This window comes from Fibrobacter sp. UWB1 (assembly GCF_002210325.1).
In the GTDB taxonomy this organism is placed as follows: domain Bacteria; phylum Fibrobacterota; class Fibrobacteria; order Fibrobacterales; family Fibrobacteraceae; genus Fibrobacter.
This window is the reverse complement of record NZ_MWQL01000004.1, coordinates 92,284-106,084: the sequence shown is the minus strand read 5'-3', so window position 1 is coordinate 106,084 and position 13,801 is coordinate 92,284. Positions and strand designations below refer to the sequence as shown.

The window sequence follows — 13,801 nt, the reverse complement described above, 5'->3', positions numbered from 1 at the left end:
GCAATATAGAAAATTGGGACCTAATTTACTAAGGCATCATAATATCATTTCGCAGCACAGAGCGCACGGCTTTTGCAGCACCCACCGCTTTCTTTTTCCACGCAAGATCATTTGCATCGGTCGTGATTGCATAAGGGCTTTCGCCGCCGACACCTGCTCGGTAAACATCTTCGTTTTCGAGGCCGCCCGTAAGCACATGGTCACGGAAGCCCAAGTAGTACGCGTTTTGCGAGAAGAACACCGACGGTTGACTTGCAGGGCGTTCCTGCGCGAGCAAGTCATAACCCCAGAAATGGTTCGGTTCACGCACCTGCGCAAGATCAAAAATCGTCGGGCCCAAATCGAGCTGCGATGCCACATCTTCGCGAACGGTAAGTCCGTTAAACAAGGCGGAATCTGCCGAGAAAATTCCGATAAAGATCTGCGATGCCGAAAGGCCAAGCGGTTGCGGCACCCTGTAATCGATAGAATCTACAGGGGTGTCGTGGTCGCCCAAGACAATGACTACCGTATTCTTGAAATCGGGACGCTTGGAAAGCGAATCGAAGAATCGGCCGAGTTGCTTGTCGGTATAGCGAACGGCATTGCGGTAACGAACCATGGCGTCGTCAGGCTTTTCAGCAAAATCACTGGGATAGCCGTAGAACGGTATGTGCGACGCAATGGTGTTGAAAGAAATCTGCCAAGGTTTATCGGTCGGCATTTTGGCAAGCACATCGATAGCGAGGCTTGCACCCAAGCTGTCGGCAGTGCCTTCACTTTTTTCTTCACCAATCAAATGCCAATCTTTTTCGAAGAACTTTTCGATAAAGGGCAGCGTATGGTCAAAAATCGGGTTCGAAACCGTTGCATACGCGCGCTGATAGTTTGTCAAAAATTCAGGCCAGCCCTTGAACTTGTTTGCAGCATAAAAACTCGGCACATCGCGGTTCGGGTGCGAGGGGAACCCCATGTATGTCGCCATTGTACCGCGTACCGTGGGGTAACCTCCGCTAAAGGCATGCTTGAACCAGAGACCGCCACCCAGCGAATTGCCGGCGGAATCTTTTTCATAGTAGCCGCCGTTTGCAAGTTTCCAGATATTCGGCGCCACAGTCGTATCGCCTTCGAGCATCTTGTTAAAGATACGGCCCTTGAACGACTCGCCCATAATGAACACGATGTTGTAAGGCTTTTTCGCCTTGTATTCGTGCGTGGGAGCGTTCCGGTACATCGGAAGTTCAAGGGAATTCTTGCGACCTGCCGCAAAATCCTTCGGCAAGAAGGCATCCAAATCACTCACCAGCTCTTCGGTGATTTTGGCGTTGTCGTGAATGAATTCGAAAGTTTCAACCGCGGCAATGTGCAGAATCGGCGCCGTCAGCGTGTGCTTGCCGAGCGTAAAGCGCATGTCCACTTTCGTGTGCGTCACGGGGATTTCGATCCAGCCGCGAGTGCCCGTAAGGAACAGCACGAGCGGCACAAGCGAGAGAGCCATGCCAATGGCGAACATCGCTCCCGGAATTTTACGGGAGGCGCTCTTCCAGGCGCCACCCTGATTGCTAAGCACGAGCGTACGGCGCTGTTTACGGAGCCTAAGCGAGTAGACGGTTACAAATGCAATTGCGCCCGCAAGGCAGAGGACTACCATCGTTACCCAAAGTACCGTCCCGAGCATGTCGCCACCGAGAGTCGAAACCGTCGTGGCATCGGTGATGTTTGAAATATGGAAATACGTGCGCAAGAAAGAGAAAGAAAGACGCTGGTGCGAAAAGCGGAAAACATCGTAGTCCGCTACCGCGGCAAAAAAGTAGAGCCCGTAAAAAAACGCAAGACCGCGTGGAGCGCGCGCAAAGCCGAAGAGGCCCGCCATGGCAAGCACCGCACCGAAAGCCATAAAAATCTGCCAGAGAGTCTTGCCTTCGAACATTTCGGACATCGAAAGACCCAAGGGATCGGGCAAGCTATAGAAGAAAATCAACAGTACGCTCTGCACCACCAGGGCCACAAGCGCCATCGCAAGGTAGGGATTTTTCAGAAGGTTCTTCAATTTATTAAGCAGGCTCATCTTTACAAACAAAGGAGATCCCGGCACAAGGCCGGGAGGACATTGGGTTAACGCTTTAAAATAAAATCAATGGTATGTTCAAGGTCTTCATTCTGGCGGGTATGCACTTCAAGATAGCGCTCGGGCGCGCGGGCCGCATACTCGTCGTAAATCTTGGAATCGAGCAATTGCACCAGGCGGTTCTTGATTTCGCTCACGGAATACGGGTCGAAGTACAGCACCGCATCGCCGCAGACTTCGGGAATCGATGTCGTACCGCTTGCCGCCACAGGCACGCCGTAGCGCATGGACTGCACCGGCGGGTAGCCAAAGCCCTCGTTCAGGCTCGGGAATACAAAAGCGTAGGCGTTCTGGTGCAAGAATTCCAGTTCCCTGTTTTCGACATAGCCGAGAAGCACAAAGCGGTCCTTGTGCTTGAGGTGGCGCAGGTAGGCACGCGCATTCGTAGCGCCGGTAATGACCATCTTGAAATCAAACGGTTTGCCCTGCGACTGGTACATTCCGACCAGTTCATCAAAAGCCTTGGCCGCACGCAGGTTATTCTTTTCCCAGCGGGCGCCACTCGTGAGCAAGAAATACTTTTTCGCAGCCACTCCCGGCGGCAAAAATCCTTCGGGTTCGTATGCCGTCATGGGGCTGTAAAATACCGGAATTTCCAAATCCAGAAGTTCCGGGAAGAACGACTTGATCGAGGCGCGGCTGTGTTCGCTCACTGTAATGGTACGGGCTTTGCCTTCGGCCATGCGGGCCGCGAGCGCCTGGTACTTGGGCTTGTAGAAGTACTTTTTCCAACTTTCGCGGTAGCGTACCAAAGCTTCGAATTTTTGTCCGAGTTTCTTGGCGAAACCGACGCCCGCCCAGCTGTACTGCATTTCAAGCGCACGCACACCGTGCCAGGTAAACACGAAATCCCTCACATTAATATCCCACTTTTTTTCGAGCGAATAAAGCGGGGTGTAAAAGGTGTCAATCTGGTTTTCGTCGATAATCTGCTGCGGCGTTTTTTCGTTAATGTCGAACAGCGGAATGTTCTGTGTTTTGCAGGCATCGAGAATCATCGGATCCAGGTACTTGCGGCTATCGTAGGCGCAGCTGAATTGTACGCCGCGCTTGACCAGCGCCCAGAAAATCACTTCGCCGTAAGAGCCACCGCCGTGGAACTTGGCGCTGTGAATCGGCTGTACCGCGACCAGATTAAAAAGCAGGTTCACTTGCGGCCCCCGCGATTATCCTTCCCGAGAAGCGTTCCCAAAATTCTCAGCGGGAACACGAGGAACGGCATCTTCTTATAAATCCAGGCGAGCGATTTGGCGAAGGCGTAGCTGCGGATAATGTAGGCGCCCGCCGCCCCCACCTTACGGGTCTGGAATTCAAATTCTTCCTTGGCGTGAGCAATCACATCGTCGTAGTACTCATTAATCGTAATGCTCTTGTCGGCGTTGACCTTCACCGGAATGTTCTTCAGGTTCGTGTAGAAGTCCTTGCGCAAAATCTTGGGCAGGAACAAATCCATGCTGGCAGGCACCTTGTGGCCGCGGGTATCGATGATTCGCGAACCGAAGAAGTGCAGCACCTTCGCCGTGGGCAAGAAGCGGTTACCGTAAGCCAGCTGGCAGTTCCAGCCGCCGGGCATTTTTTGCGTGATGTAGTTGAACTTGAAGTTTGTCTCGGCGAGGCTTGCCATGTCGTAGGGGAAATTCTTGGACACGCAATAGAGCCAGAGTTCGTGCCAAGTCTCAAAAAATTTGCGGGCTTCGGGAGTGTCAGCAGCAAACATCACGCCCCCGTTAAAGATTTCGTCGTTTAGAATCGGCGAGAAGCCCATCATCTTCGCGTTGTTCAAGACCTTCTTGCGGTTGATGGCCTTCGAGAGGTTCGTGTGGAAGTCAAGTACCGCGTAAATGCCGCCCTTCCATTCCTCGGGAATCGAGAGGTCGCCCACAATCGCGATGTCGGAATCCATGTACAGAAAATCGCCGTCGACCACATTGCGCATGACCGTCTTGAGGTAGCGGGAACGCAGCATGGGCGTAAACTTTTCGTCGAGGGTCAGTACCTTGAGTTCGTCCACCGCGTCTTTAAGGACCGCACGCGGGCCAGTGAGAGTCGCCGCCGTCTTGTCGTCGGTCAAGAGCGTCACAAAGGCGCCCGGGTTATGCACACGCAAAGAGGCAATCGCCACCAGCGTCTGTTCGCAGAAAAAATCCTTCGGGGAACTCGTCAGAACAAAAAGGTACTTTGTCATGGGTCAAATATACCTTTATTATAAGAAAAACTCCGATTCCCTTGCCGGAAATCGGATAAATTGCAAAAACAAGAGGTTAATTAGCCTGCCTGGGCGGCTTCGAGCTTGCTGATTTCGCCGGCCTGCTTGTCGCAGACGTTCTTCAAGTTGTTGATTTCGGCGTCTTTCTTTGCAAGCTGGTCCTTAAGATCTTCGCACTGGGCAGCGTAAGTCTGCTTGGCTTCGGTCTGGGTCTTGAGATCGTTCAGCAAGCTGTCGGCAGAGTTGCGCAGGCTCTGGACGGTGTCCTCGGCATCCTTGAGCGCGGCATCGTTGTCGCAAGAATCATCTTCGTCGTCGCACATGGCCTTGAGTTTTTTAGAGGCGGCAATAGCAGCAACAGCGCCCAAGGCAAGACCAGCAAAAAAACTTGATGCTTTCATTTTTAAGCTCCTTGAAAAATCTTTTCCTATAATATCCATTCTGAAAATAGAAAAATCAAGTAAAAAAAGACCCAAAGGGGTCTTTTTTTCGGATTTTTTTGAGATTATAGCGAATATTTGGCACAGATTCGCATAATTTAAGAGTTATTCATCAATTCAGAGCACTATATATGAATTTCATAAAACAGATTATATGTTTTTCATAAAAAACAGGCTAAATTTTGAAAAAAACGTGTTTATGATAGAAAGGACAATTTAACAACACACCTCATCCTTTCAAAATTAACGGATCGTCCAAAGCAGATAAAGCGGCAAACTTACCGTTGAGCATCCTTCGCAATCATTTACAGCGAGGTTCTTGAGCGAAAGTTTGTAGCCCTTTGCCGGCGCAAATTTCTTGCAGAACTGCTTATAGCTCTTCGCCTGCGTGTTTGTCGCCGCCTTGACTTCGACAGGTACCACTTTCCCGTCATTCTCAAAGAGAAAATCAAGTTCCGCGCTGTTTCCCGAGCGCCAATAATACGGGTTCTTTTGCATACAGAGCAGTTCGTTCAAAACATAGTTTTCTGTAACAGCACCCTTGTTCGTATTGGGTGTGTCGTCCATCAAAATGTCCTTGTAGCCCAGCGAAAGTCTGCGACCCAACAGACCGATGTCCGAAAGGTACACCTTGAAATTCGTCGCATCCGAATTTGCAGACAAGGGAACCTCCGCATTCTGCACAAGTTCAACCAAATGAATAAGCCCGGCATTCTTGAGCCACTGTAATGCGGCCTCCAGCTCGTGCGCCCTTTTGCCGTCCTTTACATGTGAAAACATGAACTTGTTGTTTTCCTTGGCAAGTTGCTTGGGCACAGAATCCCATATCATACGGATTTTTTCAATTTCATTTATAGGAGCATGCTTCGAGAAATCGTCCGCATAGTCCGCAAGAATTTCATCCTGGATTTTTCCCACGGTTTCAAAGTTCTTGGAGGTTGCATACTCGTTTACCGCTTCGGGCATCCCTCCAACAACAAGATATTCTTTCAGCAGGCGTTCCATGGGTTTTGCATAGACTTCGGGAAGCGTTCGATCGGTAGGCCATTTGGCAAAAAGTTCGATGTATTTTTCTTCACCACAAGCAGTCAAAAATTCCCTGAAATTCATCGGATACATTTGCATGCGGTTAACTTTCCCGACAGGGAACGAGATATTTTCGCGGCGGAGTGCAACGCCGAGCAAAGACCCCGCACATGTCACATGGAGTTCCCGCTTGTTTTCGCAGAAATACTTCAAGGAAGTGATTGCTCGCGGAGCTTCCTGAATTTCATCAAAAATCAGAAGCGTCTTGCCAGCCTCAATTTTGCTTTGCGTAAGCAGTTCAAGTTCCCGGACAATCCTCTCTACATCAAAGTCGTAATCGAAAATGGCAGCGAACTTGGCGCTGGACTCAAAGTTGATATAGCATACATTATCGAAGTATTTTGCTCCGAATTCCTTTAAGGTATGGGTCTTGCCGCATTGGCGGACGCCCGTCAGAAGCAGGGGTTTCCGGCGTTTACTGTTTTTCCAGGTGACCAAATCTTTCAAAAATTCGCGTTCCATGCCTTTAATATACAAAAGTCATAGGACTTTTGCAACTGCAATTACATTTTTCATAGGACTTTTTGTGTTAAACTTGCATTTTTGGCACGAAAACACAGTCCGGACATATTCCTGCCCCAATTTCCAGAACTCTAGTGCACCTGGATTTACAACGATCTCTTGGAGGGATTCAACTTACTGTTGAGCAACCCATTTAAACACAATTTCACTAATATTGTACTCTTCAGAATCATAGTTAAATTGATAAGACAACGAATAAGACTGATTTTCGTATACCACAGAACAAGCCACATTTTCTCTTACTCCTGCAGGACCTGTAACGGAGCAAGCCCATCCATCGGCTTCTAAATTCATTCGCAACGAACGAGATGATGTTTCAAACACATCAAACGATTTTGCATAGACATAGCCATTCTCATTTATTTCTTTACAAACATTATATCCTTCAAACAAATCTGCGGGTAAAAGAACAGGACAAGCCGATGTTACGTAATAAGACATCAGATCCTTTTTTGATGAAAAATTTCCAACAAAGATTCCCGTGTTATAAGTGAACAACAAGGTGTCATTAAAATAAACAGACGAATTATTGTCTAGTTTTTTCCTTACATAACGGTAAGATTCCTGAACAAGTTCTTCTTTTTCATACCCTGCCGCAATCAACAGCGTGTCAAACCTCAACAATTCATCCAAAGCAATCTGTTGGCTCACTTCGCATCCACCGCCAAAAGTCGGCTGCCAAGCGAGAGAAGACGCAGGAAGCTTCTGAGTTGCCAAATCACATTTTGAAGCGTTTGAAACCTGCGAATTATCAAAAGGATCATTCGGGTTCTGTGGCAAATTTGCACAAGATGCATCTGCACAAGGCTGCGTCGCTCCCCCGCCAGAACTGGACGATTCAGAGCAAGCCATCAAAGAGGCCAATGCCACGCTAAGTGCAACAAACATTTTTTTCATAGTTAGCTCCTTGTATTTTAAAGCATTGTTATTTATAAGTTACAACTGACTTTCTATAAATTCCTTGACTGCAGGATTTGATGTTATTGCAAATTGAAAGCGAATACCACAAAAATGTCAAGGCGTTACCGAATAAAGTCGTCTTTACAGTCTATTGATGATTTAGAAGAGCGCTAAACGAGCCTTCATGGCCTCCGCATTCACGGAAGCCGAGAAATAAATTCACAAAATGGTTTGTCTGACAGCAGTCTTATTATTTGGGGTAAAATTTGCGAATCAATTCTTTACGCAACGGATACTAAGTCTAGCATCTTTCCCTTGTACATCCGAATCATAAATATCTAAATAATCTATATGGACTTGTTTTGCTTTTGTCGCATCGCTAGCATCCTCGTTTGCGGTCCAGAACATTGTGATACTCCAGCTTTCCCATGAATTTCCATGTTGGACGTCATACGAACTTCTATAGCCAACCGGCAATAACGTAAATCCCAATTCATCTGTTCCATTTGTATGGTTGCTATTATTTTCGTATGCCCAACCTGTTTTGGCATAAAGTTTTTTGCGATCCTTTCCCGCATAATCAAACAGGTCATACCATTCCGTAATAGTCGGGATATGCCATCCTTCTGGGCAAATTCCCTGATGATTCTTACTTGCTATAAGTCCCTCGATATCTCTTGTTGCAAGGCTTTGGTAATCACTAGAAATGTTCATTGCAGCAGTCCATGTATACGCCCTTCCACCGACCTCGCATTTTTTGGCAGTAGAGGGATTACCAGGACATTGAGAATTCCTTTTCAAGTTTTCTTTATATTTTTCATCAGTACTATCTGCAAAATTCAAGTTTTCTGCCATCCAGGTAACGCCATCTATAACCGTAGTTCTGTAAACCTTTCCGTCTCTCTCATCAGTCATAGTTCCGTATTCAAAATCGGGATTAAAGCGGTATTCCTTGGGGACAAGCCAGGTCCAATCATTGGTCATGTCAACCCATTTACCAGTTGACGCACAATAGTAGCTAATGGTATCAACAACAGAGCCTTTGATGATTTTTCCCGTTTCATTACAAGTCGTATCGTTATTTAGGTTTTTCTCGTATGAAGTCGCAAACCGCCAAAAAACAGATTTAGAGGAATCACGACAAATAAAACGACTGTAAGTATTTTTGTAGTAGAGTTTGCTGTACGGATTGGTTACCGCAGCAATTTCGCCAGCACGCTCTTTAGTGCAGGTCCCTATACCATATTCTCGCCTCCAGAAATTACCCAGAAAAGCAGACTTATAGGGGGCTGCATAAGATGAGGAAGTTACAGATGTTTTAAACGTCGTCTGGGAAAGTATCGACCCCGCCCTTGCAAAATCTGCCATTTTGGCTTTTATACTATCGCTCCACTCTCCATCTTTTTCAAAATCGTCTGCGACTTCATCAATTAGTTTTTGCAAAGCAGAGGCACTATTGGTCAGTCCATTGAACAAAAGCGTTACATTGTATAAAACCGTGTCGGCTGCCGTTTTGGGAACGATATCCTGTGGTTCTGTAAAGGTTCCTTCTAAGCCTAAAGACTTAATCCATTCATTATTCGCCTGTTCTCTTGCCGACGGAAAATCAAGACCGTTCTTTACCAAATAGGCGATTCGCTTTGATTGGATATGTGTAAACAAGTTGACCCTTGCAATGTACTCTACCCTTTTGTTTATTGTATTTCTGTCCAAATAAGTTGCATCGACTATGGCATTAAGCGTCAAGGAATCTGTCGTCGTCTTTTGGGAATCCAATTCAAAAACTTTTCCCCGACATTCTATCTGCATATAAATTGACTGTTGTCCGATTGTGTCTGACTCCGAATAATACTTGTTGCCAAAGACACCTATATAACTGGTACTATTGACATTTGTCGATTGATGCTGAACTCCCGTTTTATTAAGAGACGCATTCAGTTCATGAACAACGACCTTCGGGGCAATAAGATACTGCGTACCCGTGGCAAGCACAGCATCTCTAATAGAGAATGTACTTGAGTCCACTTCAGCAGATGACATCGTTTCACTAGAAGATTCAGGGGCAAACGAAGAACTAGACTCCGTTGCAGAACTCTGCACTTGACTAGATGAAGACAAACTAGATGAACTTGGACTAGTATTCGAAGATGAACTAGACTTGGCTTTTTCGCAGTTATCCAGATTCAACACATAAGTAATACCATCATCACACAGGTACATTTTTTCGCTGCTGCTTGAATTTTCTGTTTCATTGTCAGAACTGGATGAAGCCGGAACATCGCTAGAACTGGAGACAACTTGGACCTCGCTTGAACTTGAATTCGTCACACGGCTGGAACTTGATGCGACCGACTTTTCACTAGAACTGGATTCAACAGATTTTTCGCTAGAACTAGAGGTTACTTGAACTTCGCTAGAACTAGAGACTACCTGAACTTCGCTTGAGGAACTGGACGAAACTATTTCAACCCATTTACCATCGGAACATTCTCTGAAGTTTTCGCTGTCTGCCGGCTTGATAACGAGACCTTCGTTAGATGAATCGCAAGGAATTTCGGTCCCCTTGGAATCATTTGCGTTATCGTTCGCATTACTCGCAGAATCATCGCCGCAAGCGAAAAAGCACACTGCCATGCTCACGGAAAAAATGAGAGATGCGATATTTTCTTTCTGAAATTTCATTGAATACTCCTTTTAGTAAATTATCGAAGCATTACCATTTGGCATGCACCATTTGCACGGACAATGTAGCTGCCGGGTGTTTGCATAGTAATCGCTGTCGCGCCTGTCGCCGAGAGCGGCTTCGCAACAACCAAGTGACCGAGCGCATCGAAGATGCGGACATTCCCGCCCTGAGTATTGGAGAGCGTAATCGTCATGCCGTTTACCGCAAGATTGAATGTTTTTTGCGGGGGTGCCATCACGAAATTCGACTTCTCCGACGAACTGCTATTTGCCTTTGACGACGAAGATTTTGCCGAGGACGAAGACTTCGCTTCGCTTGAAGAAGATTCCTGCTTTGCAGAAGAACTACTCGGCACAACGCTAGACGAGCTCTGTTTTTCAGAAGAACTCGAAGGCGGAGCCACAGAACTGCTGCTGGATTCTTCGCTACTGCTCAGAATGACGTCAGAAGAAGAACTGCTAGCCGGAATTTGCGACGAACTGGATTCTGTCGCAGAACTACTAGACACAACAGGCGCGGAACTCGAAGACGATTCCGCACCGGAACTACTTGACTGCGAACTGCTGGACAGCCCATACTTAGAGTAGAATTCTTCGCATGTTCCCTCACTTACAAGGATCGGATAATTGCCTTCGCAATATTGCCAGAGGCCACTATCGTCATCGAGACCAGCATTCGTGTTCAGCGTTTCTACAAATGCGGGCGATTGCATGACCGCAGTGGTTTTGCCGGAGACATTAAGCACCAAACTTGATACATTCTCATAAAAACCCCCTATCGAATCGTCATTCAAAATATCTTTGTCATAATAAACATTATAAACCTCTCCCGTCTTTCCATTCGAATGTATTATGCCCGCATAACATTTTCCATCGGTCAACAGTTTCTCCCCTACAATTTTAATAACGCCATAAACATTTCTAATTTTACCCAAATTTTGCGCACAAATTGTTCCAACTTGATTCGAATAACTTATTTTGGAAAAACGAGGCATATTCAACTCTACATGGCTATCAAAAATTAGGCCATTTTCATTAACTGCACTTACCGCTCCAAAAAGAAAGTGTCCATTATCATATGAAGAAGGCAAATATTTTTCTAAACTCATGTATGAAAAAGATTGTTCAATGACAGCATCCCTTGACGTTGTCCCAGCGGAACGACCTGCAATTCCGCCGAAATAATAATACGGGTAAGAATCGTCTGAGCTATTCAAAGCATTTAATTTAAGATATGAACCGCTTGCTTTAATTTTCCCCTGATTGTCTCCGACCAGCCCTCCTATATAAACGTTCACATTTGAATGAGGAATATTACTACATCGAGGACCAGGAACCTTAGGTAGATTAACTCCCAAGATTGTATCAATAGAAAAGAAAGCCGAACTTTGCAATATAGTTCCTGTTGACAAATTCTTTCCCGCAATACCGCCCAAATTGCCAGTTCCATTTGTTGTATACATATATCCAGTTTTAGCCACACCATTTTCTACATATGTGCACTCTGTTCTTGTAGAATAGTTATACTCCATTCTTCCTATAGACACGTTAGCCTCACACGCTTCTATCGTACCGGAATTTTCATTCGCTATTCCGCCCCACTTTGATGTCCCAAAAGCAGATGAGCTGTTTATATTCCCTTTTGAGTTTGAAATAAGACCTGAATTAACAACTACGACGCCACCTTTTGTATTAACGCAAAATCCTATATTTCCTTTGTTATTATAAGCAATTTTACCTGTTCCGTGATTACTACAATTCGTTATATCACCATCATTAAATTCTGCAACCCCATAAGACAGTTTTCCAAATAAATTAATTTTATTCATAGATCCTTTATTGACCCGAACTACAGATATCAATTTGACATTTCGAAAAGTTATATTTCTCACCTCAGAATTACTCGTATAAATCAAATAAGAACCATTCATTCCATATATCGCAAAATTTTTTCCATCGAAAACACCCGAAAAAACATTCAAACTATCCCCTATTGTTGGAAATGATAATGACGAAGTGAGCGTAGTGTCATCCATAAAATGGATGTCATTTCCAAGTATCGCATTTATCTTATTTTCCCCTTTTTCATTCACCTGATACGCAAACCACGCCAGTTCACTTGGGTTTGTGATAACGTAATATTCAACGCCATCAATTTCCTTGGAAGACGGTTTTGAAGTAGAACCATCCCAGTCTTCGGCAAAAGCCGTGCTGAATAGCCCTGCCAGCAGGCAGAGGATGATTGTCTTGAAAGCCGAGAAACGGCATAGACGGGTGATTACACATGTAGTAGTCATTTTACTTACCCTCCATACATTTGTTTTTCATTTTTTCGGCAGCCTTGTCCAAAATACTGTCGGCGCTTTCTGTCAAATGACCGATGAACGTTGAACATGTCACGTGCAATTCGGTATCCTTGCAGGTTCCTATATGGCGATACAAAGTTCCGCCGCCTTTTTCACAAGTATTTGCAAAATCAGAAATTTCTTTTTCGCAGCGGGATTCGGAAACAGTATTATATTCCATTTTCAGATGGGACGTAACGCCGCTGTCATCTGCAGTCAAGAAGAACGTCCATAAAATAGATACTTCATTATATTCCGCATTCAGCACTCCGTATTCCGAGCGATAGATATTGATGATGCAATTGGATAACGGATTATCCCATTCATAATAGAAATATTTTTCATGTTCGCCGCTGAACCTAATTTCGAACCAGAACCTGGTAGTATCCCTTTCATAATCGTCAATATCTGCCGGTATGCCATCAACAAAGTTCTTGACAGAATCAACTTGATGTTCTAGAATCAACTTTTCATCCGCAGAAATTTCTGCCACAGAATTATCATCTACAGTTGCACCCGCCGTAGATTTTTCGGAACATGCGGCAAGTCCCAACAAGGCGCCGCACAAAGCAAGCCAAAGCGCAACATTTCCAAGCATCTTACTTTTCATCGTCTGCACCTTCTATTTTCTGAGTCAACGGGAACAGTTGCAAATTCAGGCGCAACACTCGATCCACCTTGTCGTCATTCGCAATGATTTCTAGAACCTGATTACGGCACCGTTTCAAGGTTTCGACAATTTTTTCAAAGGCACCATCCGAAACACCCATGGTAACCCCCGCAACATAACGTTCATCCGCAGCAAAGCGGTCAAGTGCATCTACCGCAAAGGTGGCCATTTGCCTATTCATGGAACGCACGGCCAAAGACATCGACTGCGTGTCGCCACCCAGCAGCTTATCTGTCTGCGAATAATTGCCGTCATCCGTCTTTTTAAGAATTCCCGCACGGACCTGGAAGTTGATGGAGTCCCTTACCTCTTTCGCAGAAACTTCATGAACGCACTTGCCTGCGATTTCTTTTGGCATAGCCCCCGGCATGGCAGGCGCCAATTCACGCACTACCGGGTGCACCCAAGAGTCGTAATACTTGTATGCATCAACACCGATGAGGTTTACTTTACTGGCCTTTGCGATTGACTGCATTTCGGCATAAGCGAAACGTTTCTTGTCATCGGTCTTCGCCTGCGCAAACATCACCAAACTGAAGAAGTACTCTCGCTCGATACCGATAAAATTAAACGCATCAGCCACCTTGACGGTCGCTTTCTTTCCGAGATTTGCCTTACCCTCGCAAACCTGTTTCATGAACACTGGCGAAGCAAACCCAGCCATTTTCGAATAATCACGCCACGAAAATACCGAAGTACGCTTTTTCCAGTCGTAAAAGTCCTGTAGATAACGACGAAAATCTTGATATTGCAAGATAGGAGCCATAGGTGTAAATCTATACAACCTCAGCTTCGGCGTCAATATTTTTTGATACAAAAAGTGATTTTTTGCACATTTAA

10 protein-coding genes are annotated in these 13,801 nt (G+C 45.6%); all 10 read right to left on the bottom strand.

All coding sequences use genetic code 11. From position 1 onward, the window contains the following. Positions 1 to 28 precede the first annotated feature (28 nt). Positions 29 to 2,047, bottom strand: a complete 2,019-nt coding sequence (locus B7988_RS05035; protein WP_249268855.1) for a sulfatase-like hydrolase/transferase — start codon at positions 2,045 to 2,047, stop codon at positions 29 to 31. Positions 2,048 to 2,094: 47 nt separating this feature from the next. Further along, the gene (locus B7988_RS05030; RefSeq protein WP_088657067.1) at positions 2,095 to 3,258 is read right to left on the bottom strand and encodes a glycosyltransferase; all 1,164 of its coding nucleotides are present in this window, start codon (positions 3,256 to 3,258) and stop codon (positions 2,095 to 2,097) included. Further along, on the bottom strand, positions 3,255 to 4,292 hold the full coding sequence (locus tag B7988_RS05025) for a hypothetical protein (RefSeq protein WP_073056366.1): 1,038 nt from the start codon (positions 4,290 to 4,292) through the stop codon (positions 3,255 to 3,257). The genes B7988_RS05030 and B7988_RS05025 overlap by 4 nt, the downstream gene beginning before the upstream one ends. Before the next feature lie 80 nt (positions 4,293 to 4,372). Continuing rightward, positions 4,373 to 4,714, bottom strand: coding sequence for a hypothetical protein (locus tag B7988_RS05020; protein WP_072798295.1), 342 nt, complete (start codon positions 4,712 to 4,714; stop codon positions 4,373 to 4,375). A gap of 282 nt (positions 4,715 to 4,996) precedes the next feature. After that, entirely contained in the window at positions 4,997 to 6,301 is a 1,305-nt protein-coding gene (locus tag B7988_RS05015; protein WP_088657066.1) for an ATP-binding protein, read from the bottom strand. Positions 6,302 to 6,475: 174 nt separating this feature from the next. Beyond that, positions 6,476 to 7,258 carry a hypothetical protein gene (locus B7988_RS05010; protein WP_088657065.1) on the bottom strand — a complete coding sequence of 261 codons (783 nt, stop codon included), beginning with the start codon at positions 7,256 to 7,258 and terminating at the stop codon, positions 6,476 to 6,478. A gap of 276 nt (positions 7,259 to 7,534) precedes the next feature. Then, on the bottom strand, positions 7,535 to 9,943 hold the full coding sequence (locus B7988_RS05005) for an FISUMP domain-containing protein (RefSeq protein WP_141225563.1): 2,409 nt from the start codon (positions 9,941 to 9,943) through the stop codon (positions 7,535 to 7,537). 20 nt (positions 9,944 to 9,963) lie between these two features. Continuing rightward, positions 9,964 to 12,243 (bottom strand): hypothetical protein, encoded by a 2,280-nt coding sequence (locus B7988_RS14840; RefSeq protein WP_141225562.1) that lies wholly within the window; start codon positions 12,241 to 12,243, stop codon positions 9,964 to 9,966. A 1-nt stretch (position 12,244) separates the two neighbouring features. Further along, a complete protein-coding gene (locus B7988_RS04990) occupies positions 12,245 to 12,901 on the bottom strand; it encodes a hypothetical protein (RefSeq protein ID WP_088657061.1) in 657 nt (218 codons plus the stop codon). After that, on the bottom strand, positions 12,891 to 13,727 hold the full coding sequence (locus B7988_RS04985; protein WP_088657060.1) for a TIGR02147 family protein: 837 nt from the start codon (positions 13,725 to 13,727) through the stop codon (positions 12,891 to 12,893). The genes B7988_RS04990 and B7988_RS04985 overlap by 11 nt, the downstream gene beginning before the upstream one ends. Positions 13,728 to 13,801 lie beyond the last annotated feature (74 nt).